Genomic DNA, 26684 nt, shown 5'->3' with positions numbered 1-26684 from the left:
GTGGTCACCGAGCCCGGCGAGCTGTCGGTTCATTTTCCGTTCCCGACCAAGGATCTCGTCGCCATTGACGACGCGGTTGGGGGCCCGGTTAACCCTGCCGCGGCACCGGAACTGCGGTGGCTGCGGCGTCTTTTGCCCTGCGCCATAGATCCTCCGCGGATAGTCCACCATGATTCGCCGCCAATCGCACCCCTATTGCAGGTGAACGGCATGTCGCGCGGGTGAACACCGGGCGCATCGGCGGCCCGGCGCGGCGCGGCGCCGCCGCGATGGACCAAAATGGAGGCGATGGATTCCGAGCCTCAGTCCTTCTATGACGCCGTCGGCGGTGCCGACACCTTCCACGCGTCCGTGTGGAGCCGCCGGCGGGTGCTGCTGCTGAACTCCACCTACGAGCCGCTGACCGCCCTGCCGATGCGGCGGGCCATCGTGATGGTGATCTGCGGGAAGGCCGACGTGGTGCACCACGACCCGGCCGGGCCCGTGATCCACTCGGCCACCAGCTCGATCGTCGTGCCCTCGGTGATCCAGCTGCGGTCCTATGTGCGCGTCCCCTACCGGGCCAGGGTCCCGATGACCCGCGCCGCGCTGATGCACCGGGACCGGTTCTCCTGCGCCTACTGCGGGGCGAAGGCCGACACGGTCGACCACGTGGTGCCCCGCAGCCGCGGTGGCGACCACTCCTGGGAGAACTGTGTGGCGTGCTGCTCGACATGCAACCACCGCAAGGGCGACAAGCTGTTGACCGAACTCGGTTGGGCGCTGCGCCGGACGCCGCTGCCGCCCACGGGCCAGCACTGGCGGCTGCTGTCGACGGTCAAGGAGCTCGATCCGGCCTGGGCGCGCTACCTCGGCGAAGGCGCGGCCTGACCAATCTCGTGTCCGAGTGTGCCGAGGAATCGGCGCGTGAGATACGGTTTTCGTCGTGAGCCTTCTGCAGATTCACCTGTACTTCATCGGGATACCGTTGCTGCTGGTGGTCGTCCTGGCGCTGCTGATCTGGTCCCACAAGGGACCGCACCCGGCGACCTACAAGCTGGGGGAGAAGTGGACGCACCCGCCGATCCTGTGGGCGGCCACGGACGAAGACGTCGGCCACGCGCACGGTGGGCACGGCGGACATGGATTCTCAGTCGGAGGTGGCGCCAGTGGCACGTGGTGAGGTAGCGACGATCGAGCCGGACGAGCTGCCCAAGGGCTGGGTGATCACCACCAGCGGGCGACTCTCCGGGGTCACCGAGCCCGGCGAGCTGTCGGTTCATTTTCCGTTCCCGACCAAGGATCTCGTCGCCATTGACGACGCGCTGAAGTTCGGCTCGCGGGCATCGAAGGCCCGCTTCGCCATCTACCTCGGCGACTTGGGCACCGACACCGCCGCGCGTGCGCGCGAGATCCTGGCCAAGGTGCCCACGCCGGACGACGCCGTGCTGTTGGCCGTCTCGCCCGACCAGAAGGTCATCGAGGTCGTGTACGGCTCGCAGGTCCGCGGCCGCGGCGCCGAGTCGTCGGCGCCGCTGGGCGTCGCCGCCGCGTCCTCGGCGTTTGAGCGCGGTGACCTGGTCGACGGGCTGGTCAGCGCGATCCGCGTCATGAGCGCGGGAATCTCCCCGGCCTAGTCGGCCGCGTCGAATGTGCGGGCCCGCAGGGCCCGCTTCACCCCGGCCTGGCCTTCGAGCACCAGGCGCCGCAACGCCGGCGGCACCTCCGGGTCGGAGAGGAACTTGTCGGCAGCCGCGATGCCGGCCTCGCTGATGTTCCAGTGGGGGTACAGGCCGATCACCACCGTTTGCGCGACTTCGCTGGACCGCCGATCCCACACGCCCGGGATCGCCTCGAAGTAGCGATCCGTGAACGGTGCGAGCAGGTGATGCTGGCCGGGCGGGGCGAAGCCCGCGATGATGGAGCGGGCCGTGATGTTGGCCAGGGTGTCGTCCTCGATCACCGTGGTCCAGGCCGCCTCCTTCACCTGCTGTTGCGGCCGCGCCGTCGCCGCTTGGGCCCCGTGCCGCTTGCCGGCGGCCGTGGGGTCGCGCTGCACCTCCGCGTCGATGAAGGGTGTCGCGGGCCCGTCGGCGTCGATCTCGCCGGCGCTGGCCAGCGCGGTCACGATGCGCCAGCGCAGGTCGGTATCGATCTCGAGGCCGGCCAACCCGAGATCCGCCGGGTCGTGGTCGAGCAGGTTCGCCAGCGTCACGACGTGGCGGGTCGAGAGCACCGATGAGCACAGGCTGTTGACGAAGGCGAGCTGATGATCCGAGCCGGGCTCGGCTGCGCGGGCCAGCTCCAGCAGCCGGTCGGCGAACTGCGGCCACCCGTGCTGCTGCGCCCACGCCGGCTCGGCGTAGGAGGCCAGCGCCGTCTGCGCCTGCAGCAGCAGCCGCTGCGCAACGCCCACCTCGGTTTCGGCGTGCACGCCGCCCGAGACCAGCGCCACGAAGTCACGGGCGCGCAGTTCGGCCTCGCGCGTCATCTCCCACGCCGCCGACCACACCAGAGACCGCGGTAGCGGCTCGGCGATATCGGCGATGCGGGCCAGCGCGGTCTGCAGCGACTCGCCGTCCAGCCGCAGCGAGCAATACGTCAGGTCGTCATCGTTGACCAGGACCAGCTGCCCGCGTGAAACACCAACCAGCGCAGGCACTTCCGTGACGGCGCCCTCGACGTCGAGTTCCTCCCGCCGCACGCGCACCAGCTTGCCGGCTCCACCGGAGCCGTCGTCGTCGTAGATTCCGATCGCCAGCCGGTGCACCCTCGTCTCGCCGGCCCCCGGGGCGGCGCCGCTCTGGGTCACCGCGAACCGGGTGAATTTGCCGCCGGCGTCGACGTCGAAATCCGGCCGCAGTGTGTTCAGGCCGGTCGTCTTCAACCACTGCTGCCCCCAGTCGGACAGGTCGCGGCCCGACGCCTTCTCCAGCGCGGCGACCAGGTCGTCGAAGGTGGCGTTGCCGAACGCGTGTCTGCGGAAGTAGTCGGGCAGCCCGGCCAGGAAATGCTCCAGCCCGACGTAGGCGACGAGCTGCTTGAGGACGGAGGCGCCCTTGGCGTAGGTGATGCCGTCGAAGTTCACCTCGACCGCCGCCAGGTCGGGGATGTCGGCGGCGATCGGATGCGTCGAGGGCAGTTGGTCCTGGCGATACGCCCACGATTTCTCGACGGTGGCGAAAGTCGTCCAGGCCTCGGTGAATTCGGTGGCCTCCGCCTGGCAGAGCACCGACGCGAACGTCGCGAACGACTCGTTGAGCCACAGGTCGTCCCACCAGGTCATCGTGACCAGGTCCCCGAACCACATGTGCGCCATCTCGTGCAGCACTGTCTCGGCGCGCCGTTCGTAGGAGGCCCGGGTGACCTTGCTGCGAAAGACGTAGTCCTCCAGGAAGGTGACCGCCCCCGCGTTTTCCATTGCGCCGGCGTTGAATTCGGGAACGAAGAGCTGATCGTATTTGCCGAACGCATACGGCAGCCCAAAGTTCTTGTGGTAGAAACCGAATCCCTGTTTGGTTTGGGTGAACAGCCGCTCGGCGTCCATGTGGCGCGCCAAGGATTCCCGGCAGAAGATGCCCAGCGGGATCTCCCCGTGTTCGTCGGTGTACGTGTCTTTCCACTCCGCGTACGGGCCGGCGATCAAGGCCACCAGGTAGGTGCTCATCCTCGGGGTGGTGGCGAATGTGTGCGTGCCGTCCTCCACGGAGACCGTCGCGCCGTTGGAGATCACCTTCCAGTGCTTGGGCGCAATCACCCGCAGGTCGAACGTCGCCTTGAGGTCGGGCTGGTCGAAACAGGCGAACATCCGCTTGGCGTCGGCGGTTTCGAATTGGGAGTACAGATACGTTTCGTTGTCGACCGGGTCGACGAAGTGGTGCAGGCCCTCACCGGTGTTGGAGTAGCGGCAGTCCGCGTCGATCTCCAGGACGTTGCGCTTCTCGAGGCCGAGCAACGGGATCCCGGTCGATTCGTCGTATCCGGACACATCCAATTGGCGGCCGTTGAGGGTAGCGGCGCGCACCGTATCGGCCGCGAGGTCGATGTAGGTGTCGGCGCCCGGCAGCGCGTCGAACACCACGGTGGTCGTGGACCGGAAGGTGCGTTCGCCCGGGTTTCCGTTGCCGTCGGTGACATCGAGCTGGATCCGGTAGCTGTCGACGGTGATCAGGGCGGCGCGTTCGACGGCCTGGTCCCGGGTGAGGTTAGGAAGGGCCACGCGTCCAACTTACGTCCCCGGTCCCCGTCGCGGGCACTGTGGGAACAGGGGCGGGGCGCCTACGGTTGTGCTGGACGGTGTGTTGACCGACGAGAGGATTGCACTATGCCTGACACGGCTGCCGGGAAAGACCAAGCCGATTTCTGGTTCGATCCGCTGTGCCCCTGGTGCTGGATCACGTCGCGCTGGATCCTCGAGGTGGAGAAGGTCCGCGACATCGACGTGCACTTCCACGTCATGAGCCTGGCGATCCTCAACGAGAACCGCGAAGGGCTGCCCGACAGGTATCGCGAGATGATGAAGCACGCATGGGGGCCGGTGCGGGTGGCGATCGCCGCCGAGCAGGCGCACGGGGCCGGGGTGCTGGACCCGCTGTACACGGCGATGGGCACCCGGATTCATAACGAGGACAACAAGAACCTCGAAGAGGTCATCAAGCTGTCGCTGGCCGACGCCGGACTGCCGGCGGAACTCGCCGAGGCCGCCACCAGCGAGGCCTACGACGACGCCCTGCGCAAGAGCCACCACGCCGGCATGGACGCGGTCGGCGACGACGTCGGCACGCCGACCATCCACGTCAACGGTGTGGCGTTCTTCGGCCCGGTGCTCTCGAAGATCCCCCGCGGCGAGGAGGCCGGCAAGCTGTGGGACGCGTCGGTGACCTTCGCGTCCTATCCGCACTTCTTCGAACTCAAGCGGACCCGCACCGAGAAGCCCGAATTCGACTAGGCGTCGGGCGGCGGTTGTGACACCGCGGCTTTGGGTGTTGTGCGAGGGCGGCCCCGCGCCCCGCGTGTCACGGGGCCCCACCGCACCCGCAAAGCCGTCGCGTCGCACTGAACGGCCGGACGCCTGGGGGGTCCAAACGACCCCGGCATGCAAGGATGGCGGGCATGCGCGTCTACCTCGGCTCTGACCACGCCGGATTCGAGCTCAAGCAGCAGATCATCGCCCACCTCGAAGGGGCCGGGCACGAGCCGATCGATTGCGGCGCCTTCACCTATGACGCCGAGGACGACTACCCGGCTTTCTGCATCGCCGCGGCGACCCGCACGGTGGCCGACCCGGACAGCCTGGGCATCGTGCTGGGCGGGTCGGGCAACGGTGAGCAGATCGCGGCCAACAAGGTCCCCGGGGCACGCTGCGCGCTGGCGTGGAGCGTCGAGACGGCGACGCTGGCCCGCGAGCACAACAACGCCCAGTTGATCGGGATCGGCGGCCGCATGCACACCGTCGAGGAGGCGTTGGCCATCGTCGACGCCTTCCTGAGCGCGCAATGGTCGAAAGCCGAACGCCACCAACGCCGTATCGACATCCTCGCCGAATACGAACGCACCCACCAGGCGCCGCCGGTGCCCGGCGCGCCGGCGTAAGCCATGCCCGAAGGGCATACCCTGCACCGGCTGGCCCGGCTGCACCAACGCCGGTTCGGCGGCGCGCCCGTGGCGGTGTCGAGCCCGCAGGGCCGATTCGCCGACTCGGCCGTGGTGGACGGCCGCGTGCTACGCCGCACCAGTGTCTGGGGCAAACATCTCTTCCACCACTACGACGGCGGGCCGATCGTGCACGTCCACCTCGGCCTGTACGGCGCCTTCACCGAATGGCCACGCGAGGGAGCGGTCCTTCCGGAACCGGTCGGGCAGGTACGGATGCGCATGGTCGGCGCCGACTACGGCACCGACTTGCGCGGACCGACCGTCTGCGAGGTGATCGACGAGGGTCAGGTCTCCGACGTGCTCGCCAAGCTCGGCCCCGACCCGCTGCGCAACGACGCCGACCCGTCTTGGGCATGGAACCGAATCACGAAGTCCCGCAGGCCCATCGGCGCCCTGTTGATGGATCAGACCATCGTCGCCGGCGTGGGCAACGTCTACCGCAACGAGCTGCTCTACCGCCACAACATCGATCCGTTTCGCCCCGGCCGAGACATCGGCGAAGCGGAGTTCGATGCGGCGTGGACCGATCTGGTGGAGCTGATGAAGGTCGGCTTCCGCCGCGGCAAGATCGTGGTCGTGCGGCCTGAGCACGACCACGGGCCGCCGTCGTACCGGGCCGGGCGGCCCAGGACCTACGTGTACCGGCGCGCCGGCGAGGCCTGCCGGGTCTGCGGCGACTCGATCCGCACGGCCGTCTTGGAAGGCCGCAACGTGTTCTGGTGCCCCACCTGCCAGAAGTGATGCCGCCGCCATCGGCGGGACTTTTCTTCAAGAAACGTTCGCGTCTACTGTTTAGGCTCGGCGGCCACCGGGGTATTGGTTAGGTTATGAAAACAATTCCTCGTTTGGCCGCAACGGCTCTCGCGATTGGCGGGTTGGGGCTGGCGGGCTTGGGCGTCGCGACCGAAGCGGCAGCGCATCCCGGACCCTTCCCGCAGTGGTGCCCGGGTGAGTTCTGGGATCCGGGCTGGGGTAACAACTGGGACTGGAACAACTGCCACGACTGGCGCGGCGGACCGCCGGGACCTCCGGGGTGGGGACACCCGGGGCCGCCGCCCCCCGGCTGGGGTCCGCCGGGGCCTCCTGGGCCATGGGGTCCGCCGGGGCCGCCCGGGCCGCCCGGCTGGCACCCCTGATCCGCGCAACCGAAACGCGCCCTGCCGTGACCGGCGGGGCGCGTTTTCATGGGTCCTAGATCACTCCGAGCGCCGCGTAGACCTCGTTGCTCAAGGCGAGGCTGCGCGGGTCCGCGTTGGCTTTGGTGGCGTCGAAGCGGTTCATCACGTACGCGTAGCCGATCCGGTGTTCCAGATCGACGAAACCGAAGGAACCTCCGAGCCCGCCGTGGCCGAAGATCCGCGGGTTGGGCCCGTTGACGCACCGCTGGTTGAGCATGTAGCCCAGGCCCCACCCATGGTCGGCCACCCGCGGGCCCAGCACCAGGTCGGTGTCCAGCCCGCCCTGACACTCCCGCACCCGGTCCATGTGCTCGCGGCTGAGGACCTTCTCCTGCGCCAGCGCGTTGTAGAACGTCGCCAAGCCCAGGGCCGACACCTGCCCGTTGGTCCCGGGGAATTCGAGTTCGCGCCACAGTTGCAGGTCGTGCGACCCGAGCTCGTCGTCGGGGGCGAAGCCCATCGAGATCGACAACGCGGCCTTGGGATGTTCGGTGAGGCTGCTCGGGTAGCCGGGGGCTTGCGCGTCGGCCAACAGGTCGCGGGCGTGCGGCTTGTTGACCCGCTCGGCGCAGCGGCGTTGTTCGGCCAGCGACAAACCGATGTGGACGTCGGCGCCGAACGGTTCGGCGATCTCGGTGCGCAGGTACTGGCCGATGGTGCGGCCGGTGACCCGCCGGAACACCTCGCCGAGGATGAACCCGAAGGTGGTCATGTGATAGCCCTGGGCGGTTCCCGGCTCCCAATAGGGTTCGGCGGCGGCCAGCTGTGTGCAGACGAAATCCCAGTCGGCTACGTCCTCCCAGCGCAGCCGGGTGCGCGGCCCGATCACCCCGGAGCGGTGGCTCATCACCATCGCCAACGTAATGTCTTGTTTGCCCGCCTGCCCGAACTCGGGCCAGTAGTGGGCCACCGGTGCCTGCAGGTCCAGTTCGCCGCGGTCGGCCAGCTGGTGGACGCACGTTGCCGACAGGCCCTTGGTGCCGGACAACACCGTGGTCAGGGTGTCTTGGCGCCAGGGCCGGGTGCGGGCGGCGTCGGCCCAGCCGCCCCAGAGGTTGACGACAAGGGTGCCGTCGACCCACACGGCGACGGCCGCGCCGACTTCGTCGCCGTCGAAGAAATTGCGCTGGAAAGCGTCGCGCACTCCGACGAATTCCGACGCGCATGAGCCGTGGATAGCCGCGTCCGTTTTTAGGTCGCTCATGGCGCCTTTCTTTGGAGCAGATCCTTCGATCCAGAGCGGGCGACGGGAATCGAACCCGCGTAGCTAGTTTGGAAGACTAGGGCTCTACCATTGAGCTACGCCCGCATGTGTTAGTCGAGCGTGACTGTAGCTGTCGACGAGGATCAAATCTAATCGACGCGGTCTTGTGATCGCTCCGTGAGGGTCTGCGAGTTCGTCGCGAAGCCTGTGGCCAACCCGGCCCTGCGGGGCCTTAGGATCATCGAGGTCAGCGCGGGGTGTAGCGCAGCTTGGTAGCGCATCCGCTTTGGGAGCGGAAGGCCGCAGGTTCAAATCCTGTCACCCCGACCAGCACGACCCGTGCCGCATGCACACGGCCACCGAACGCCAGGAACGACCACCGAGGAGCACCCCCGTGAAGAGCACCATCGAGCAGCTGAGCCCCACCCGGGTCCGCATCAACGTGGAGGTGCCGTTCGCCGAACTCGAGCCCGACTTCCAGCGCGCCTACCGCGAGCTGGCCAAGCAGGTCCGGCTGCCCGGTTTCCGCCCCGGCAAGGCGCCGGCGAAGTTGCTGGAGGCCCGGTTCGGCCGGGAGGCGTTGCTCGACCAGGTCGTCAACGAGGCGTTGCCCGCGCGCTACGGGCAGGCCGTTGTGGAGTCGGAAGTTCAGCCCCTCGGCCAGCCCGAGATCGAGGTGACCAAGAAGGAGTACGGCCAGGAGCTCGCGTTCACCGCCGAGGTCGACGTCCGCCCGAAGATCGAGCTTCCCGACCTGAGCGCGCTGACGATCTCGGTGGATCCCGTCGAGGTCAGTGACGACGACGTCGACGCCGAATTGGAGTCGCTGCGCGCCCGGTTCGGCACCCTGACCGGGGTCGACCGGCCCGTCGCCGACGGTGATTTCGTCTCGATCGACCTGTCGGCCACCATCGACGGCGAGGAGGTGCCGGGGGCGTCCGCGGAGGGTCTGTCCCACGAGGTCGGGTCGGGCCGGCTGATCGCGGGCCTCGACGACGCCCTGATCGGTCTGTCGGTGGACGAGTCCCGAGAGTTCACCGCGCAGCTGGCGGCCGGCGACCACGCCGGGCGGGACGCGCAGGTGACGGTCACGGTCAAGTCGATCAAGCAGCGCGAGCTCCCCGAGCCCGACGACGAGTTCGCCCAATTGGCCAGCGAGTTCGACACCATCGACGAGCTGCGGTCCAACCTGCGCGACCAGGTGGCGCGGGTCAAGCGCGCCCAGCAGGCCGACCAGATCCGGAACGCCGCGCTGGACACGCTCCTCGAGCAGGTCGACGTGCCGCTCCCCGAGGCGATCGTCCAGGCGCAATACGACAGCACCATTCACGGCGCGCTGCACGGCCTCGACCACGACGAAGCCAGGCTGGAAGAGGCGCTCGCCGGGCAGGGCAAGACGCGCGAAGAGTTCGAGACCGAGACGCGCACCGCCGCGGAGACGGATGTCAGGAGGCAGCTCCTGCTGGACGCGCTGGCCGACCAGCTCGAGGTGCAGGTCGGCCAGGACGATCTGACCGAGCGGTTGGTGGCGACGTCTCGGCAGTACGGGATCGAGCCGCAGCAGCTGCTGGGCTACCTGCAGGAGAACAACCAGCTGCCGGCGATGTTCGCGGACGTGCGGCGCGGGCTGGCCATCGCCGAGGTGGTGCGCGCGGCGACGGTCACCGACACCGACGGCAACACCATCGACACCGATGAGTTCTTCGGCAAGCGTTCCGACGCCGAGGACGCCGCGGCGGAGGACCTGGAAACCGAAGGCTCCGACGACGAGGCGGAGTGACCGGTCTTGACGCTGTGAGCGAAAGCGCCCGATTGAGGGGGAGCGTGGGCGCGAAACAGTGGGCTCGGTTGGTTAGTGTCGGTGAATAGAAGAACTCGAGAAAGCAGGTAATCCAGTCGTGTCTGACATGCGTTCGCCCTCGCAGGGGCTCAACCTCACGGACTCGGTCTATGAGCGCTTGCTCTCCGAGCGCATCATCTTCCTGGGTTCGGAGGTGAACGACGAGGTCGCCAACCGGCTGTGCGCGCAGATCCTGTTGCTCGCCGCCGAGGATTCCGACAAAGACATCTCGCTCTACATCAACTCGCCGGGCGGATCGATCAGCGCCGGCATGGCCATCTACGACACGATGGTGCTGGCGCCCTGCGACATCGCCACCTACGCGATGGGCATGGCGGCCTCGATGGGCGAGTTCCTGCTCGCGGCCGGCACCAAGGGCAAGCGCTTCGCGCTGCCCCACGCGCGCATCCTGATGCACCAGCCGCTGGGCGGGGTGACGGGCAGCGCGGCCGACATCGCCATCCAGGCCGAGCAATTCCACGTCATCAAGAAGGAAATGTTCCGGCTGAACGCCGAATTCACGGGGCAGTCGATCGAACGCATCGAGGCCGATTCCGACCGCGACCGCTGGTTCACCGCCCAGGAGGCCCTCGAATACGGATTCGTCGACCACATCATCACCCGCGCCGCCCACATCACCAACGGAGAAGCCCAGTGAGCACCCAGCACCCCATCCAGCCGCAGGCGCGCTACATCCTGCCGTCGTTCATCGAGCACTCGAGCTTCGGCGTCAAGGAGTCCAACCCCTACAACAAGCTGTTCGAGGAGCGCATCATCTTCCTCGGCGTCCAGGTCGACGACGCGTCGGCGAACGACATCATGGCGCAGCTGCTGGTGTTGGAGTCGCTGGACCCCGACCGTGACATCACGATGTACATCAACTCGCCCGGCGGCGGCTTCACCTCGCTGATGGCGATTTACGACACCATGCAGTACGTGCGCGCCGATATCCAGACGGTGTGCCTGGGGCAGGCCGCCTCCGCCGCGGCGGTGCTGCTGGCCGCGGGGACTCCCGGCAAGCGGATGGCGCTGCCCAACGCCCGGGTGTTGATCCACCAGCCGTCGCTGCAGGGCGTGATCCAGGGCCAGTTCTCCGACCTGGAGATCCAGGCCGCCGAGATCGAGCGGATGCGCACGTTGATGGAGACGACGCTGGCCCGCCACACCGGCAAGGACGCCGCGACGGTCCGCAAGGACACCGACCGGGACAAGATCCTGACCGCCGAAGAGGCCAAGGACTACGGGATCATCGACACGGTGCTGGAATACCGGAAGCTCTCCGCGCAGACCGCCTAAGTCTCCTCGCCGAACGTGCTCTCATGGCGAGATTTCAGCCGATTTACCGCCCTCAGAGCACGATCGGCAACACGCTCGTCACCTCGGCGATGTCAGCCGGCCCCACGCGGCAGCAGCCGCCGATGATGCTCGCCCCGGCCGCCACCCATTGCGTGGCGAGCGCCGCGGAGAAGGTGCGCGGCCCGACCCAGTCCCGTCCGTCCCAACGCTCGCCGCTGTTCGGGTAGACGATCACCGGCTTACCGGCGGCCGTGGCGATCTCGATCGCCGGCAGGACGTCCTCGGGCGCACAGCAGTTGACGCCGACGGCGACGATCTCCGGCACCCCGGCGGCGACGGCAAACGCCTCCGCCAGCGGTTGCCCGGCCCGGGTCCTGGTGCCGTCGATGGTGTAGCTCAGCCAGGCCGGTGCGCCGACCGAGGCGACCAGGTCGACCAGCGCCTCGGCCTCGTCGACGTCGGGCACGGTCTCACACGCCAGCACGTCGGCGCCGGCGGCGGCCAGGACCTCCAGCCGGGGCCGGTGCCATCGCCGCAGAGCCGCCACCGACAGCCCGTAGCGCCCCCGGTACTCCGATCCGTCGGCCAGCGCCGCGCCGTACGGGCCGACCGACGCGGCGACGAGAAGCCCGCCCGCCCCCGCCCCGGCACGGGCGGTCTTCGCCAGCTCGACGCTGCGGCGCAGCAGCCCGGCGGCCTGATCTCGGCCGATGCCGCGGGAGGCGAAACCCTCGAACGACGCCTGATAGCTCGCCGTCGTCGCGATCTTGGCGCCGGCGCGGTAATAGCCCGTGTGCACGGCGACGATCTCCCCCGGATCGTCCGCCAACAGCCTCGCCGACCACAACGCGTCGGACAGGTCGTGACCGCGCGCCTGCAGCTGCGTGGCCAGACCACCATCGCTGATCAGTACCGATCCGCTGATCAGAGCCAATCCCACCCGGCCACTGTAGGGTGATTTCTTGGGGATCTGCCCGGGCTTATCCGGGGCCGGTATCCCCGGCGGAAATGGGAATCGGTCGGCGCACCAGCCTCGGTCGGGTAACGACCGCGACACGCCAAAGACACGCAAAGCGCGTCTTTCGCGAGTGACGGGCGCCGTCTGGCTATATGTTTCATCAAGACGAACACGCATGAATACCACCGACGCGATTCGGCCCTAATGGTCGCGTCGGGCCCGATCTAGCGGGTAGCGTCGGGGGATACATGCGGCACAGCTAGACGAACGGCGAAAAGGAAGTAGGCCCTCAGCAACATGGCGCGCATCGGAGACGGCGGTGACCTGCTGAAGTGCTCGTTCTGCGGGAAGAGCCAAAAGCAGGTCAAGAAGCTCATTGCTGGTCCCGGTGTGTACATCTGCGATGAGTGCATCGACCTCTGCAACGAGATCATCGAAGAGGAGCTCGCCGACGCCGACGACGTCAAACTCGATGAATTGCCCAAGCCCGTTGAAATCCGGGAGTTCTTGGAGGGCTATGTCATTGGGCAGGACACCGCCAAGCGGACGCTGGCCGTCGCCGTCTACAACCACTACAAGCGGATTCAGGCGGGGGAGAAGGGTCGTGACTCCCGGCATGAGCCGGTCGAGCTGACCAAGTCCAACATCCTGATGCTCGGCCCCACCGGCTGCGGCAAGACCTACCTGGCCCAGACGCTCGCCAAGATGCTCAACGTGCCGTTCGCGATCGCCGACGCCACCGCGCTGACCGAAGCCGGCTACGTTGGTGAGGACGTGGAAAACATTCTGCTCAAACTCATTCAGGCCGCCGACTACGACGTCAAACGGGCCGAAACCGGCATCATCTACATCGACGAGGTGGACAAGATCGCCCGCAAGAGCGAGAACCCGTCGATCACCCGCGACGTCTCCGGCGAGGGCGTGCAGCAGGCCCTGCTGAAGATCCTGGAGGGCACGCAGGCGTCGGTTCCCCCCCAGGGCGGCCGCAAGCACCCGCACCAGGAGTTCATCCAGATCGACACCACCAACGTGCTGTTCATCGTCGCGGGGGCGTTCGCCGGCCTGGAGAAGATCATCTACGAGCGCGTCGGCAAGCGGGGCCTGGGTTTCGGCGCCGAGGTGCGCTCCAAGGCCGAGATCGACACCACCGATCACTTCGCCGAGGTCATGCCCGAAGACCTGATCAAGTTCGGCCTGATCCCCGAATTCATCGGCCGGTTGCCGGTGGTCGCCTCGGTGACCAACCTGGACCGCGAGTCGTTGGTCAAGATTCTGTCCGAGCCGAAGAACGCCTTGGTCAAGCAGTACACCCGGCTGTTCGAGATGGACGGCGTCGAGCTCGAGTTCACCGACGACGCGCTGGAGGCGATCGCCGACCAGGCCATCCACCGCGGCACGGGCGCCCGCGGTCTGCGGGCCATCATGGAAGAGGTCCTGTTGCCGGTGATGTATGACATCCCGAGCCGCGACGACGTCGCCAAGGTCGTGGTGACCAAGGAGACCGTGCAGGACAACGTGCTGCCGACGATCGTGCCGCGCAAGCCGTCGCGCACCGAGCGTCGGGACAAGAGCGCCTGACTTCCCCGCGGTCGAGCGGCCGCGCATTTGGGTAATAAACCCCCATGCCGGCCGCCGCTGAGACCGACACCGCCGTACCGCGCCGGCTGACTCGCGCGCTGGACCTGCTCAACTTCCTGCTCGCCGATGTGCGCGACGGGCTGGGCCCCTACCTGTCGATTTACCTGCTGCTGGCCCACCACTGGGACCAGGCGTCGATCGGGTTCGTCATGGCGGTCGGGGGGATCGGGGCGATCGTCGCGCAGGCGCCGGCGGGCGCCTTGGTGGACCGGACCACGGCAAAGCGGGCGCTGATCATCGGTGGCGCCTTGACCGTCACCGTCGGTTCGTTGGCCATGCCGTTGTTCCCGGGCCTGTACTCGATCTCGGTGCTGCAGGCCCTGACCGGCATCGCCGGCTCGGTTTTCGCCCCGGCTCTGGCCGCGATCACGCTGGGTGTCGTGGGGCCCAGAGCCTTCTCCCGCCGGATCGGACGCAACGAGTCGTTCAACCACGCGGGCAACGCGTCCGCAGCCGCCATCACGGGCGGATTGGCCTACTTCTTCGGGCCGGTGGTGGTGTTCTGGGTGCTCGCGGTGATGGCGGCCACCAGTGTGCTTGCGGTGCTGCGGATTCCGGGCGACGCGATCGACCACGACGTCGCGCGGGGCATGGACCACGTGCCGGGCGGGCCGCACGCGACACCGTCTCGGCTCGCGGCGCTGCTGCACAACCGCACGCTGATGATCTTCGCCGCGACCGTTATCGCCTTCCATTTCGCCAATGCGGCGATGCTGCCGCTGGTCGGCCAGCTGCTGGCGCTGCACAACAAGGACGTCGGCACCGCGCTGATGGCCGGCTGCATCGTGGCCGCGCAGGTGGTCATGGTGCCGGTGGCCTACCTGGCCGGGGCCAAGGCCGATTCGTGGGGACGCAAGCCGATCTTCCTGGTCGGCTTCGCGGTCCTGGCCGCCCGCGGATTCCTCTACACGCTGTCTCCCAACCCGTACTGGTTGGTCGGCGTGCAGCTGCTGGACGGCGTCGGGGCCGGCGTGTTCGGCGCGCTGTTTCCCCTCGTGGTCCAGGACGTCACGCACGGCAGCGGCCGGTTCAACGTCAGCCTGGGCGCGGTGACCGCCGCGACCGGGATAGGCGCCTCGGTGTCGAACCTCGTCGCGGGCTGGATCGTGGTGGCCGCGGGCTACAACGCCGCCTTCGCCTTCCTGGGAACGCTCGCCGCCGCCGGCCTGATTCTGTACCTGTTCGCGATGCCGGAAACGGCGCCAAAGGAACTCGGTGTTGCCGCCTCGCCGACGTGACCAATAACACAGTTTTTCACCGGGGCCGCGTCATTCCCGCCCTGACTTCGGCTTTTTACACTGAACCTTTGATCTGTAATGCACCAGAGACGCTCATACACCCCTTAGAGAAGTGCCATAATTGGTACTTGCAGTGACACACAAGCTCGAGGGCGCGGGACGCCACTCCTTTGGCGCGTAACCTAAAACTCCAGCGAAGTGCCTCTCCGGATAACGAATGGAAGGCGGATACGTGGATCCGAACGGCAGCGGAGCCGCATCTGATTCTCACAACGAGTCGTCCCGGGGCGGGGCAGCTCGCCGGAACGGATCCGACCGTCAGCGCCTGGAACAAGTCGTCATTCGCTTCGCCGGCGACTCCGGCGACGGCATGCAGCTGACCGGCGACCGGTTCACATCCGAGGCAGCGCTTTTCGGTAACGACCTGGCGACCCAGCCGAACTATCCGGCCGAAATCCGTGCCCCCGCAGGCACCCTGCCCGGCGTCTCGTCCTTCCAGATCCAGATCGCCGACTACGACATCCTGACCGCCGGTGACCGCCCGGACGTGCTCGTCGCGATGAACCCGGCGGCGCTCAAGGCCAACATCGGCGACCTGCCCCGCGGCGGCATGGTGATCGCGAACTCCGACGAGTTCACCAAGCGCAATCTCACCAAGGTGGGTTACGTCACGAACCCCCTCGAGTCCGACGAGTTGTCCGACTACGTCGTGCATTCCGTCGCCATGACCACCCTGACGCTCGGCGCCGTGGAGGCGATCGGCGCGTCGAAGAAGGACGGCCAGCGCGCCAAGAACATGTTCGCGCTCGGCCTGCTGTCCTGGATGTACGGCCGTCCGATCGAGACCAGCGAGAAGTTCATCCGGGAGAAGTTCGCCCGCAAGCCCGACATCGCGGAAGCAAATGTGTTGGCCCTCAAGGCGGGCTGGAACTACGGCGAGACGACCGAGGCGTTCGGCACCACCTACGAGGTTTCGCGGGCGACGCTGCCGTCCGGTGAATACCGCCAGATCTCCGGCAACACCGCGATGGCCTACGGCATCGTCGCGGCGGGTCAGCTCGCCGGCATTCAGGTGGTGCTCGGCAGTTACCCGATCACGCCGGCGTCGGACATCCTGCACGAGCTGTCCAAGCACAAGAACTTCAACGTGATCACCTTCCAGGCCGAGGACGAGATCGGCGGCATCTGCGCCGCGATCGGCGCCTCGTACGGCGGCGCCCTCGGCGTGACGAGCACCTCCGGTCCCGGCATTTCGCTCAAGTCCGAGGCGCTGGGTCTTGCGGTGATGACCGAATTGCCGTTGCTGGTCATCGACGTTCAGCGCGGCGGCCCCTCGACCGGCCTGCCGACCAAGACCGAGCAGGCCGACCTGCTGCAGGCGTTGTACGGCCGCAACGGGGAGTCGCCGGTTGCCGTGCTGGCGCCGCGCTCGCCGTCCGACTGCTTCGAAACCGCGATCGAGGCCGTGCGCATCGCCGTCTCGTACCACACGCCGGTGATCCTGTTGTCCGACGGTGCGATCGCCAACGGTTCGGAGCCGTGGCGGATTCCGGACGTCGGCACGCTGCAGCCGATCAAGCACGTCTTCGCCAAGCCCGACGAGCCCTTTCAGCCGTACAACCGCGACCCCGAGACGCTCGCTCGCCAATTCGCCGTTCCCGGGACCCCCGGCCTGGAGCACCGCATCGGTGGCCTGGAGGCCGCGAACGGTTCGGGCGCCATCTCCTACGAGCCGGTCAACCACGACCTCATGGTTCGGTTGCGGCAGGCCAAGATTGACGGCATCTCGGTTCCCGATCTCGAGGTCGACGACCCGACCGGGGACGCCGAGTTGCTGCTGATTGGTTGGGGCAGCTCGTATGGCCCGATCGGTGAGGCCTGCCGGCGCGCGCGGCGCAAGGGCGTCAAGGTGGCGCACGCGCACCTGCGCTACCTGAACCCGTTCCCGGCGAACCTGGGCGAGGTGTTGCGGCGCTACCCGATGGTGGTGTGCCCGGAGATGAACCTTGGCCAGCTGGCGCTGTTGCTCCGTGGCAAGTACCTGGTCGACGTGCAATCGGTCAGCAAGGTCCAGGGTGTCGCGTTCCTGGCGGACGAGATCGGGCGCGTCATCCGCGCCGCGATCGGCGGCACGCTGGCCGAAATCGAGCAAGACAAGACCATGGTCGCCAGAATGGCGGCAGCAACGGTTGGAGCGGGAGCTATCGAATGACCGACCTGATGGGAAACCTGGCGGGCGCCGACCTCGGGCTGACGCCGAGGTTGAAGAAGAACGACGGCGTGCCCACCACGGATCAGCCGCAGAAGGGCAAGGACTTCACCAGCGATCAAGAGGTGCGCTGGTGCCCCGGCTGCGGTGACTACGTCATCCTCAACACCATTCGCAACTTCCTGCCGGAGCTCGGACTGCGCCGCGAGAACATCGTGTTCGTCAGCGGCATCGGCTGCTCGAGCCGCTTCCCGTACTACCTGGAGACCTACGGCTTCCACTCGATCCACGGCCGCGCGCCGGCGATTGCCACCGGACTGGCCCTGGCCCGCGAGGACCTGTCGGTGTGGGTGGTCACCGGTGATGGCGACGCGCTGTCGATCGGCGGCAACCACCTGATCCACGCGCTGCGCCGCAACGTCAACATCACGATCCTGCTGTTCAACAACCGGATCTACGGGCTGACCAAGGGCCAGTACTCACCCACGTCGGAGGTCGGCAAGGTGACCAAGTCGACCCCCATGGGGTCGCTCGACCACCCGTTCAACCCGGTCTCGCTGGCGCTGGGCGCCGAGGCGACGTTTGTCGGCCGCGCCCTGGACTCCGACCGCAATGGGCTCACCGAGGTGTTGCGCGCCGCGGCCGAGCACCGCGGCGCCGCCGTGGTCGAAATCCTGCAGGACTGCCCAATTTTCAACGACGGATCCTTCGACGTGCTGCGCAAGGAGGGTGCCGAGGAGCGGGTGATCAACATCCGCCACGGTGAGCCGATCACCTTCGGCGCCGACGGCGAATACTGCGTCGTGAAGTCCGGTTTCGGTCTCGAGTTCGCCAAGACCGCCGACGTGTCCGTCGACGAGATCATGGTGCACGACGCGCACACCGACGACTCGGCCTACGCGTTCGCGCTGTCCCGCCTGTCCGATCAGAACCTCGATCACACCGTGCTCGGCATCTTCCGGGACGTCAGCCGGCCCACCTACGACGACGCGGCGCGCTCCCAGGTGCAGGCCGCGCGGGCCTCGAAGCCGTTCGACGACGCCGCTCTGCAATCATTGCTGCGTGGCCGCGACACCTGGACCGTCGACTGACGTGAGCGAAACGATTTCTCTGGCCGGGGTCGTCCTGGCCGGCGGCGCATCGCAACGCATGGGCCGCGACAAGGCCAACCTCCCGGTACCCCCGTCCGTCGGTTCCGGCGCGGCCACGATGGTCGAGCACGTCGTGGGTGTCCTCCACCAGCGTTGTGACCCGGTGCTCGTCATGGCCGCCCAGGGCCAGCCGCTCCCCGAACTGCAGGCCCGGGTGATGCGCGACGAACTACGCGGGCTTGGTCCGCTGCCGGCGACGGGGCGGGCGCTGCGCGCGGCGGCTGACGCCGGGGCCCGGCTCGCCTTCGTCTGCGCCGTCGACATGCCTTTCCTCGCAGTCGAACTCATCGACGATCTGGCCCGCCGGGCGCTGGAGACCGGCGCGGAAGTCGTGCTGCCGTGGGACGGCCAGGACCACTACCTTGCCGCGGTGTACCGGACCGACCTGGCCGACCGCGCGGACGCGTTGGTGGCCGCCGGCGAGCGCAAGATGCGGGCCCTGGTGGACGCATCAGATGCCCAGCGCATCGTGACGTCGGATTCGCGATCGCTGACCAACGTCAACAGCGACGCGGAGCTGCGCGCCCTGGCGCAGTCCCGCGGCTGACACGCTCCGCGCCTGAGTGGGTAGCGGCTCAATCGCGCGAGAATTGGTGAATGAATTCGGCGATAGTCGGGTTCTGCTTTCCGCCCGAAACAATGACCGCCCGATGGCGTGTGCCATTCCGGCGCTCCCCGTGATCTGTTGTGGGACCGCATATTCCGTTATTCAGAGAACGGCTCACAGGCGCGGCGGTGCGCCCGTCGGCCTCACATGGGCCGAAATGCCATACGCCGGCAGCAAATTGACCGGGTTGACTAGACCCCCGCCGCTCCCAGCCGCTCCGCCCTGGCGGCTGCGCTTTTGATGTCGTTGGCAGATGCCGAAAAGTGTTGTAGGGAAAGATAACTCAGCCAGACCCACCGCACCCGCGGCTCGCCCGCGCCGTGCTATTAGAACGACGCAAGTTAGCCAAGTAGCACAAGGCAATTCGTTTCCACCGTCGGGCGTGGCGCATGGCGAACACGCGGAACTTGTTGTAGGGTACGCCGCTTCGCGGCGGCGGACGCGCGTTCGGTAGCTCCACATGGCCCGAACGCTCTAGCGCAAATACGTGCGCCAGTTCACAAAATGGGCGTGATTCGGCTCACGATCTGAAAGCATTTGCGATTGTGGGGTACTCGGCGGAATCATTCGGCTGACCTGCAAAAATGACGTCGGGATTGCGCTGTGATCACCCCGTTACCGAAACGAGATGTCCGTTTTCCGAAGATGACGAATGCGGCTGGGTCTCGTACGGTCCCTGTTAGCCCGCAACGGGTTACGGAAGAGTAACTGAAAACAGAATCACGGACCCGCGTGTGAGCGGGGCCGCGGACGGCGAAGTCCCGTCCGTGGCCGGCGGCAGCAGCCGCCGGGCGAATCGAGCCCACCGCTGTCGTGCCAGGACAAGCCGGCACGGTCCGAAGCAGGTTTCCGCACCAACCAACACCGTCAGCCCACCCCCGTGGGCTTGCTTTGGCGCGCGCGCACCGCGAAAGGAAAGATATTGAAGAACGTCCGCAAGACGCTCGTTCTCGCCGCGGTCACGGGCACCCTCGTGACCATCCCTTCGGCCACCGCCACCGCGGAGCCGACGGGCTTCGACCCGAACGTGGCGCCCGTCGGTGCCCCGACGCGCCCCCGCCGGTCCGGGCGTACAGCGTGAACTGGGACGCCATCGCGCAGTGCGAGTCCGGTGGTAACTGGTCGATCAGCACGGGCAACGGCTTCTCTGGTGGGCTGCAGTTCACCCCGAGCACCTGGCGCGCCAATGGCGGCAGCGGTTCCCCCGCCGGCGCCAGCCGCGAGGAGCAGATCCGGGTCGCCGAGAACGTGCTGCACTCGCAGGGCATCGGCGCGTGGCCGGTCTGCGGGCGCCGCGGCTGACCAACGCATCAATAAGTAATGCCGGGCCTCGGGCCCGGCATTACTTATCTGCGGGTCCGGTAGCGTCGGGCCCGTGACCGCAACGCCGCGCGAATTCGACATCGTGTTGTACGGGGCGACCGGCTTCGTCGGGAAGTTGACCGCCGAATACCTGGCACGGACGGGTCCGGGTACGCGGGTGGCGCTGGCCGGCAGGTCAACCGAGCGGCTGCGGGCGGTCCGCGACACGCTGGGCGAGCCGGCGCAAGCCTGGCCGTTGGTCGCCGCCGACGCCTCGTCGCCGTCGTCGCTGAACGCGATGGCGGCCCGCACCCAGGTCGTGATCACCACGGTCGGCCCGTACACCCGCTACGGGCTGCCGCTGGTGGCCGCCTGCGCCGCGGCGGGCACCGATTACGCGGACCTGACCGGCGAACCGCCGTTCATCCGCAACAGCATCGACGAGTACCACAAGCAGGCCGCCGACACCGGAGCCCGCATCGTGCACGCGTGCGGATTCGATTCCGTCCCCTCGGATCTCACGGTGTATGCGCTGTACCTTGCGGCGCGCGACGACGGCGCGGGCGAGCTTGCCCAGACCGATTTCGTCGTGCGCTCCCTCTCGGGTGGACTGTCCGGCGGCACCATCGCCTCGTTGCTGGAAGTCTTCGACGCCGCCTCCGGGGATCCCGATATCCGGCGCCAACTGGCCGACCCCTACACCCTGAGCGACGATCGGGCCGCCGAACCGGAGCTGGGCCGGCAGCCCGATCTGCCGTGGCGACGTGGTCGCGACATCGCGCCCGAACTGGCCGGCGTGTGGACCGGCGGATTCATGATGGCGCCGGCCAACACCCGAATCGTCCGGCGCAGCAACGCGTTACTGGACTGGGCCTACGGCCGGCGGTTCCGTTACACCGAAAGCATGAGCCTGGGGTCATCGCCCCTGGCGCCGGTGGGATCCGCCGTCCTGAGCGGCGTGGGCAACGCGAGCTTGGAGCTGGGCAGCCGCTACTTCAAGTTGCTGCCGCGCCGCCTGGTGGAACGCGTCATCCCTAAGCCCGGCACCGGCCCCAGCGCGGCGGTCCGCGAGCGCGGTCACTACCGCGTCGAGACCTACACCACCACAACCAGCGGCGCCCGATACGCGGCGCGCATGGAACAGCGCGGAGACCCCGGCTACAAGGCGACCTCCGTGCTGTTGGGGGAGTGTGGCCTTGCGCTGGCCTTCGACCGCGACAAGCTCACCGACCTGCGCGGCGTCCTGACTCCCGCGGCCACCATGGGCGACGCGCTGCTGGCCAGGTTTCCCGCCGCGGGTGTGACGCTGCACGTCGACCGACTCGCATAGTGAGCTGACTCACCGGCGATTTGGGCACTTACATCGCGGTGAACGGCGCTCCCTAGAATTGACGGGTGACCGCCAGCCGCAGCCCCGCCACCGACCTGCCGAAGTCGTGGGATCCCGCTGCGGCCGAAGGCGCGATCTACCAGAAGTGGCTCGACGCGGGTTACTTCGAGGCTGACCCGACCAGTGCCAAACCCGGGTATTCCATCGTGCTGCCGCCGCCGAACGTCACCGGCAGTCTGCACATGGGCCACGCGCTGGAACACACGATGATGGACGCCTTGACCCGCCGCAAGCGCATGCAGGGATACGAGGTGCTGTGGCAGCCCGGAATGGACCACGCGGGTATCGCGACCCAGAGCGTGGTCGAAAAGCAGCTCGCGGTCGACGGCAAGACCAAGGAGGACTTCGGTCGCGAGCTGTTCGTCGACAAGGTCTGGGACTGGAAGCGTGAATCCGGCGGGGCGATCAGCGGCCAGATGCGCCGGCTCGGCGACGGCGTCGACTGGAGCCGCGACCGGTTCACCATGGACGAGGGCCTGTCGCGCGCGGTCCGCACCATCTTCAAGCGGCTCTACGACGCCGGACTGATCTACCGCGCCGAGCGGCTGGTCAACTGGTCGCCCGTGCTCGAAACCGCGCTTTCGGACATCGAAGTCAACTACGAAGAGGTCGAGGGCGAGCTCGTCTCCTTCCGGTACGGCTCGCTCGACGACTCGCAACCGCACATCGTGGTCGCCACCACACGAATCGAGACGATGCTCGGCGACACCGCGATCGCGGTCCACCCCGACGATGCGCGCTATCGTCACCTGGTCGGCACCACCTTGCCGCACCCCTTCGTCGACCGGCAGCTGCTCATCGTGGCCGACGAGCACGTCGATCCCGAATTCGGCACGGGCGCAGTAAAAGTCACGCCGGCCCACGACCCGAACGACTTCGAAATCGGCCTGCGTCACCAGCTGCCGATGATCTCGATCATGGATACCAAGGGCCGGATAGCCGACACCGGAACACAATTCGACGGCATGGACCGCTTCGTGGCCCGGGTCGCGGTGCGTGAAGCCCTGGCCGCCGAAGGCCGCGTGGTCGAGGAGAAGCGCCCCTACCTGCACAGCGTCGGGCACTCCGAGCGCAGCGGCGAGCCGATCGAGCCGCGGCTGTCGTTGCAATGGTGGGTGCGGGTGGAATCGCTGGCCAAGGCCGCCGGCGATGCGGTTCGCAACGGCGACACCGTGATTCACCCCGCCAGCCTGGAGCCGCGGTGGTTCGCCTGGGTCGACGACATGCACGACTGGTGCATCTCGCGGCAGCTGTGGTGGGGCCATCGCATCCCGATCTGGTACGGACCCAACGGGGAACAGGTGTGCGTCGGGCCCGACGAGACGCCGCCGGAGGGCTGGGAGCAGGACCCCGACGTGCTGGACACCTGGTTCTCGTCGGCGCTGTGGCCGTTTTCCACGCTGGGCTGGCCCGCGAAGACCCCGGAACTGGAAAAGTTCTACCCGACAAGCGTTTTGGTCACCGGATACGACATTCTGTTCTTCTGGGTGGCGCGGATGATGATGTTCGGCACGTTCGTGGGAGGCGACGACGCCATCACCCTCGACGGCCGCCGCGGCCCCCAGGTGCCGTTCACCGACGTGTTCCTGCATGGGCTGATCCGCGACGAATTCGGCCGCAAGATGAGCAAGTCCAAGGGCAACGTCATCGACCCGTTGGACTGGGTCGACACGTTCGGGGCGGACGCGCTGAGGTTCACGCTGGCCCGCGGCGCCAGCCCCGGCGGCGATCTGGCCGTCGGCGAGGACGCCGTGCGCGCGTCGCGCAATTTCTGCACCAAGCTGTTCAACGCGACCCGTTACGCGCTGCTGAACGGCGCCCGGCTGGCGCCGCTGCCGGCGCACCACGAACTGACCGATGCGGATTGCTGGATCCTGGGACGGCTGGAACAAGTTCGCGCCGAGGTCGATTCGGCGCTCGACGGTTACGAGTTCAGCCGCGCCTGCGAGGCGCTCTACCACTTCGCGTGGGACGAATTCTGCGACTGGTACGTCGAATTGACCAAGACGCAGCTGGCCGACGGGAATGCGCACACCACCGCCGTGCTCGCCGCCGTCCTGGACACGCTGCTGCGCTTGCTGCACCCCGTGATCCCGTTCCTCACCGAGGCGTTGTGGCAGGCGCTGACCAACCAGGAGTCGCTGGTGATCGCCGACTGGCCCCAACCGTCGGGCATCGACCTGGATCCCCTTGCCGCGCAACGGATCAGCGACATGCAACGGCTGGTCACCGAGGTCCGCCGGTTCCGCAGCGACCAAGGCCTGGCCGACCGGCAGAAAGTGCCCGCCCGGCTCGGTGGGATGGACGGTGCGGACCTGAGCGCCCAGGTGTCCGCGGTGACATCGCTGGCGTGGCTCACCGCGCCGGGCGACGATTTCGAGCCGTCGGTGTCCTTGGAGGTGCGGCTCGGCCCCACCATGGACAACACGGTCGTCGTCGAACTCGACACCTCGGGCACCATCGACGTCGCGGCGGAACGTCGCCGCCTGGAGAAGGACCTCGCCGCGGCGCAGAAGGAATTGGCCTCGACCACCGCCAAACTGGCCAACGAGGACTTTCTGGCCAAGGCCCCGCCGAACGTCGTCGGCAAAATCCGGGATCGCCAGCGCGTGGCCCAGGACGAAACCGACCGGATCACCGCGCGGCTGGCCGGGTTGCAGTGAGCGAGCCCTCCGACTGGCCCGAGCCCGGCGAAACCACCAGCCTGGCCCCGACACCCGACGAGATCGCCTCCCTGTTGCAGGTCGAACACCTGCTGGACCAACGCTGGCCGGAGACGAAGATCGAGCCGAGCCTGACCAGGATCAGCGCCCTGATGGACTTGCTGGGCTCACCGCAGCTGGCCTACCCCTGCATCCACATCGCCGGCACCAACGGCAAGACCTCGGTGGCCCGCATGGTCGACGCCCTGGTGACGGCGCTGCACCGGCGCACCGGGCGGACCACCAGCCCGCACCTGCAATCGGCGGTTGAGCGCATCGCGATCGACGGGCGCCCCATCACGCCGGCGCAGTACGTCGCGACGTACCGGGAAATCGAGCCCTTCGTGCAGATGATCGACGCACAATCGCAGGCCGCCGGCGGACCGGCGATGAGCAAATTCGAGGTGCTGACCGCGATGGCGTTCGCCGCGTTCGCCGACGCGCCCGTCGACGTCGCGGTCATCGAGGTCGGCATGGGCGGGCGGTGGGACGCCACCAATGTGGTCAACGCGCCGGTGGCGGTCATCACCCCGGTCGGCATCGACCATGTCGAGTATCTCGGCCACGACCTCGCCGGCATCGCCGGCGAGAAGGCCGGGATCATCACCAAAGCACCCGACGGCGCACCGGACACCGTCGCCGTCATCGCGCGCCAGGCGCCCGAAGCGATGGAGGTGCTGCTGGCGCAGACCGTGCGCGCCGACGCCGCGGTGGCCCGCGAGGATTCGGAGTTCGCGGTCCTGGGCCGTCAGGTCGCGATCGGCGGACAGGTGCTCGAGCTGCAGGGTCTCGGCGGGGTGTACTCCGACATTTACCTGCCGCTGCACGGCGAACACCAGGCGCACAACGCGGCGGTGGCGCTCGCGGCGGTGGAGGCCTTCTTCGGCGCCGGCGCCCAGCGGCAGCTCGACGTCGAGGCGGTGCGGGCCGGGTTCGCCGCGGTGACGAGCCCCGGCCGGCTGGAGCGCATGCGCAGCGCGCCCACCGTGTTCATCGACGCCGCGCACAATCCGGCCGGTGCGGCCGCGCTGGCGCAGACGCTGAGCGACGAATTCGACTTCCGCTACCTGGTCGGTGTGCTCAGCGTGCTGGCCGACAAGGACGTCAACGGCATCCTCGCCGCGCTCGAGCCGGTGCTGGACGCGGTCGTCGTGACCCACAACGGTTCGCCGCGGGCGCTGGACGTCGAATCGCTTGCGCTGGCGGCGGGGGAGCGATTCGGGCCGGAACGGGTGGTCTCGGCCGAGAACCTGCGCGACGCCATCGAAGCCGCGACAGCGCTGGTCGACGACGCGACAATGGACGCCGACGCGGAGGCCTTCGCCGGCACCGGAATCGTCATCACCGGCTCGGTCGTCACCGCCGGGGCGGCGCGGACGCTGTTCGGCCGTGATCCGGAATGAGCGACCAGAACCGGGCTGATCCCTGGAAGAGCTTCGGCGCGGTGATGGCCGCGACGCTGCTGCTGGAAGCGATCGTCGTGTTGCTGGCGATTCCGGTGGTGGGCGCGGTGGGCGGCGGGCTGACCCCGGTGTCGCTGGGCTACCTGGTCAGCGTGGCCGGGCTGCTCATCGTGCTGGGCGGGGTGCAGCGCAAACCCTGGGCGATCTGGGTGAACCTGGCCGTCCAGCTGCTCCTGCTCGCCGGTTTCGCGGTGTACCCGGGGGTGGGGTTCATCGGGGTGCTGTTCACCGGCCTATGGGCCGTGATCGCGTACTTCCGCGCCGAGGTGCTGCGTCGTCAGCGGTAGGGCGGTCGCCGCCCGACCGATCGCCGCCCGGTTCTGTACGCTGTGCGCCGTGACCGAACGGACCCTCGTACTGATCAAGCCGGATGGCGTCGAGCGGCAGCTGATAGGGGAAATCATCAGCCGCATCGAGCGCAAGGGCCTGACCATCACCGCGCTGGAGCTTCGGCGCATCGGCGAGGACCTGGCGGCCGAGCACTACGCCGAGCACGAGGGCAAGCCCTTTTTCGGATCCCTGCTGGAGTTCATCACCTCGGGGCCGGTGGTGGCCGCGATCGTCGAGGGACCTCGGGCGATCGCCGCGTTTCGGCAGCTCGCGGGCGGCACCGACCCGGTGGAGAAGGCCACCCCGGGGACTATCCGGGGCGATTTCGGGCTGGAGACGCAGTTCAACCTGGTGCACGGCTCCGATTCCACCGAGTCCGCGAAGCGCGAAATCGCGCTCTGGTTTCCCGACGCGTAGCGCCCCGGCTGACGACGCCGCAGGGCCCCGCGCGGGCCGGGTTTGCTCAGGGGCGGTTGGGCTCGCCGAGTGATGTGGGATACTGACGGAGGGTGAACGTCGCCGGACCGGTGTCGGACACCCGAAT

At 67.9% G+C, this 26684-nt stretch carries 22 protein-coding genes, 2 tRNA genes and 3 pseudogenes; 22 read left to right on the top strand and 5 right to left on the bottom strand.

The genetic code is table 11. From position 1 onward, the window contains the following. A pseudogene (locus tag A5681_RS27135) lies at positions 1–78 on the top strand (DUF5130 domain-containing protein); the annotation flags it as partial. Here the strand turns inward: A5681_RS27135 and A5681_RS28060 are convergent. After that, a pseudogene (locus A5681_RS28060) lies at positions 63–146 on the bottom strand (HNH endonuclease); the annotation flags it as partial. The pseudogenes A5681_RS27135 and A5681_RS28060 sit on opposite strands and share 16 nt — an antisense overlap. 142 nt (positions 147–288) lie before the next feature. On the opposite strand from A5681_RS28060, the gene A5681_RS13980 reads away from it, so the two are divergent. The 3 genes from A5681_RS13980 to A5681_RS13970 all read left to right on the top strand — a co-directional run bounded on the left by A5681_RS13980 (position 289) and on the right by A5681_RS13970 (position 1616). Next, complete coding sequence (locus A5681_RS13980) at positions 289–870, top strand: HNH endonuclease (RefSeq protein ID WP_331710651.1); 582 nt, start codon at positions 289–291, stop codon at positions 868–870. A 64-nt stretch (positions 871–934) separates the two neighbouring features. After that, positions 935–1162, top strand: coding sequence for a hypothetical protein (locus tag A5681_RS13975; RefSeq protein WP_067275436.1), 228 nt, complete (start codon positions 935–937; stop codon positions 1160–1162). Further along, positions 1149–1616, top strand: a complete 468-nt coding sequence (locus tag A5681_RS13970; RefSeq protein ID WP_067275429.1) for a DUF5130 domain-containing protein — start codon at positions 1149–1151, stop codon at positions 1614–1616. Before A5681_RS13975 ends, A5681_RS13970 begins: the two co-directional genes overlap by 14 nt. Here A5681_RS13970 and pepN read toward each other — a convergent pair. Further along, entirely contained in the window at positions 1613–4198 is a 2586-nt protein-coding gene (gene pepN / locus A5681_RS13965) for an aminopeptidase N (RefSeq protein WP_067275425.1), read from the bottom strand. The two genes, A5681_RS13970 and pepN, sit on opposite strands and share 4 nt — an antisense overlap. A 105-nt stretch (positions 4199–4303) precedes the next feature. Here pepN and A5681_RS13960 point away from each other — a divergent pair, with 105 nt between their 5' ends. From A5681_RS13960 to A5681_RS13950, 3 genes are all read left to right on the top strand, one after another. Continuing rightward, a complete protein-coding gene (locus A5681_RS13960; RefSeq protein ID WP_067275421.1) occupies positions 4304–4927 on the top strand; it encodes a DsbA family protein in 624 nt (207 codons plus the stop codon). Between the two features lie 164 nt (positions 4928–5091). Next, the gene (locus A5681_RS13955) at positions 5092–5571 is read left to right on the top strand and encodes a ribose-5-phosphate isomerase (RefSeq protein WP_067275435.1); all 480 of its coding nucleotides are present in this window, start codon (positions 5092–5094) and stop codon (positions 5569–5571) included. 3 nt (positions 5572–5574) lie between these two features. After that, a complete protein-coding gene (locus A5681_RS13950; protein ID WP_067275417.1) occupies positions 5575–6375 on the top strand; it encodes an Fpg/Nei family DNA glycosylase in 801 nt (266 codons plus the stop codon). A 450-nt stretch (positions 6376–6825) separates the two neighbouring features. On the opposite strand, the gene A5681_RS13945 is transcribed toward A5681_RS13950, so the two are convergent. Beyond that, positions 6826–8016 carry a serine hydrolase domain-containing protein gene (locus tag A5681_RS13945; RefSeq protein ID WP_067275414.1) on the bottom strand — a complete coding sequence of 397 codons (1191 nt, stop codon included), beginning with the start codon at positions 8014–8016 and terminating at the stop codon, positions 6826–6828. A gap of 34 nt (positions 8017–8050) precedes the next feature. Then, a tRNA-Gly gene (locus A5681_RS13940) sits at positions 8051–8121 on the bottom strand. Positions 8122–8269: 148 nt separating this feature from the next. Between A5681_RS13940 and A5681_RS13935 the strand changes: the two genes are divergently transcribed. From A5681_RS13935 to clpP2, 4 genes are all read left to right on the top strand, one after another. After that, positions 8270–8346, top strand: a tRNA-Pro gene (locus A5681_RS13935). A gap of 64 nt (positions 8347–8410) precedes the next feature. After that, positions 8411–9796, top strand: coding sequence for a trigger factor (gene tig, locus A5681_RS13930; protein WP_067275412.1), 1386 nt, complete (start codon positions 8411–8413; stop codon positions 9794–9796). 127 nt (positions 9797–9923) lie between these two features. Continuing rightward, the gene (locus A5681_RS13925; protein ID WP_067275410.1) at positions 9924–10514 is read left to right on the top strand and encodes an ATP-dependent Clp protease proteolytic subunit; all 591 of its coding nucleotides are present in this window, start codon (positions 9924–9926) and stop codon (positions 10512–10514) included. After that, on the top strand, positions 10511–11152 hold the full coding sequence (gene clpP2 / locus A5681_RS13920) for an ATP-dependent CLP protease proteolytic subunit ClpP2 (RefSeq protein ID WP_067275408.1): 642 nt from the start codon (positions 10511–10513) through the stop codon (positions 11150–11152). The genes A5681_RS13925 and clpP2 overlap by 4 nt, the downstream gene beginning before the upstream one ends. Before the next feature lie 52 nt (positions 11153–11204). On the opposite strand, the gene mmuM is transcribed toward clpP2, so the two are convergent. After that, entirely contained in the window at positions 11205–12086 is an 882-nt protein-coding gene (mmuM, locus tag A5681_RS13915; protein ID WP_197498599.1) for a homocysteine S-methyltransferase, read from the bottom strand. 321 nt (positions 12087–12407) lie between these two features. Between mmuM and clpX the strand changes: the two genes are divergently transcribed. From clpX to ndk, 11 genes and pseudogenes are all read left to right on the top strand, one after another. Continuing rightward, a complete protein-coding gene (gene clpX / locus A5681_RS13910) occupies positions 12408–13688 on the top strand; it encodes an ATP-dependent Clp protease ATP-binding subunit ClpX (RefSeq protein WP_055400128.1) in 1281 nt (426 codons plus the stop codon). Between the two features lie 44 nt (positions 13689–13732). Then, entirely contained in the window at positions 13733–14986 is a 1254-nt protein-coding gene (locus A5681_RS13905) for an MFS transporter (protein WP_067275400.1), read from the top strand. A gap of 232 nt (positions 14987–15218) precedes the next feature. Beyond that, complete coding sequence (locus A5681_RS13900) at positions 15219–17198, top strand: 2-oxoacid:acceptor oxidoreductase subunit alpha (protein WP_156737973.1); 1980 nt, start codon at positions 15219–15221, stop codon at positions 17196–17198. After that, positions 17195–18286 carry a 2-oxoacid:ferredoxin oxidoreductase subunit beta gene (locus tag A5681_RS13895; RefSeq protein ID WP_067275394.1) on the top strand — a complete coding sequence of 364 codons (1092 nt, stop codon included), beginning with the start codon at positions 17195–17197 and terminating at the stop codon, positions 18284–18286. The genes A5681_RS13900 and A5681_RS13895 overlap by 4 nt, the downstream gene beginning before the upstream one ends. A 1-nt stretch (position 18287) precedes the next feature. Then, the gene (mobA, locus tag A5681_RS13890; RefSeq protein WP_067275392.1) at positions 18288–18893 is read left to right on the top strand and encodes a molybdenum cofactor guanylyltransferase; all 606 of its coding nucleotides are present in this window, start codon (positions 18288–18290) and stop codon (positions 18891–18893) included. Between the two features lie 982 nt (positions 18894–19875). Continuing rightward, a pseudogene (locus tag A5681_RS27725) lies at positions 19876–20255 on the top strand (transglycosylase family protein). Between the two features lie 73 nt (positions 20256–20328). Next, entirely contained in the window at positions 20329–21585 is a 1257-nt protein-coding gene (locus A5681_RS13875) for a saccharopine dehydrogenase family protein (protein WP_067275379.1), read from the top strand. Between the two features lie 65 nt (positions 21586–21650). After that, positions 21651–24308, top strand: coding sequence for a valine--tRNA ligase (locus tag A5681_RS13870; RefSeq protein ID WP_067275376.1), 2658 nt, complete (start codon positions 21651–21653; stop codon positions 24306–24308). After that, entirely contained in the window at positions 24305–25750 is a 1446-nt protein-coding gene (folC, locus tag A5681_RS13865) for a bifunctional tetrahydrofolate synthase/dihydrofolate synthase (protein WP_067275374.1), read from the top strand. The genes A5681_RS13870 and folC overlap by 4 nt, the downstream gene beginning before the upstream one ends. Beyond that, on the top strand, positions 25747–26097 hold the full coding sequence (locus tag A5681_RS13860) for a DUF4233 domain-containing protein (RefSeq protein WP_067275373.1): 351 nt from the start codon (positions 25747–25749) through the stop codon (positions 26095–26097). The genes folC and A5681_RS13860 overlap by 4 nt, the downstream gene beginning before the upstream one ends. A 49-nt stretch (positions 26098–26146) precedes the next feature. Beyond that, positions 26147–26557 (top strand): nucleoside-diphosphate kinase, encoded by a 411-nt coding sequence (gene ndk, locus A5681_RS13855; protein WP_067275372.1) that lies wholly within the window; start codon positions 26147–26149, stop codon positions 26555–26557. The last annotated feature ends 127 nt before the right edge of the window (positions 26558–26684 follow it).

Source organism: Mycobacterium scrofulaceum, from assembly GCF_001667885.1.
Classification (GTDB): Bacteria; Actinomycetota; Actinomycetes; order Mycobacteriales; family Mycobacteriaceae; genus Mycobacterium; species Mycobacterium scrofulaceum_C.
Note: the sequence above shows the minus strand (reverse complement) of the source record. Positions and strands in the feature narration are given on the sequence as shown.

Coding starts and splice junctions, on each gene's coding strand:
- A5681_RS13980 (WP_331710651.1), top strand. CDS start 289: ATGGATTCCGAGCCTCAGTCCTTCTATGACGCCGTCGGCGGTGCCGAC.
- A5681_RS13960 (WP_067275421.1), top strand. CDS start 4,304: ATGCCTGACACGGCTGCCGGGAAAGACCAAGCCGATTTCTGGTTCGAT.
- A5681_RS13955 (WP_067275435.1), top strand. CDS start 5,092: ATGCGCGTCTACCTCGGCTCTGACCACGCCGGATTCGAGCTCAAGCAG.
- A5681_RS13950 (WP_067275417.1), top strand. CDS start 5,575: ATGCCCGAAGGGCATACCCTGCACCGGCTGGCCCGGCTGCACCAACGC.
- A5681_RS13945 (WP_067275414.1), bottom strand. CDS start 8,016: ATGAGCGACCTAAAAACGGACGCGGCTATCCACGGCTCATGCGCGTCG.
- A5681_RS13925 (WP_067275410.1), top strand. CDS start 9,924: ATGCGTTCGCCCTCGCAGGGGCTCAACCTCACGGACTCGGTCTATGAG.
- clpX (WP_055400128.1), top strand. CDS start 12,408: ATGGCGCGCATCGGAGACGGCGGTGACCTGCTGAAGTGCTCGTTCTGC.
- A5681_RS13905 (WP_067275400.1), top strand. CDS start 13,733: ATGCCGGCCGCCGCTGAGACCGACACCGCCGTACCGCGCCGGCTGACT.
- A5681_RS13895 (WP_067275394.1), top strand. CDS start 17,195: ATGACCGACCTGATGGGAAACCTGGCGGGCGCCGACCTCGGGCTGACG.
- A5681_RS13860 (WP_067275373.1), top strand. CDS start 25,747: ATGAGCGACCAGAACCGGGCTGATCCCTGGAAGAGCTTCGGCGCGGTG.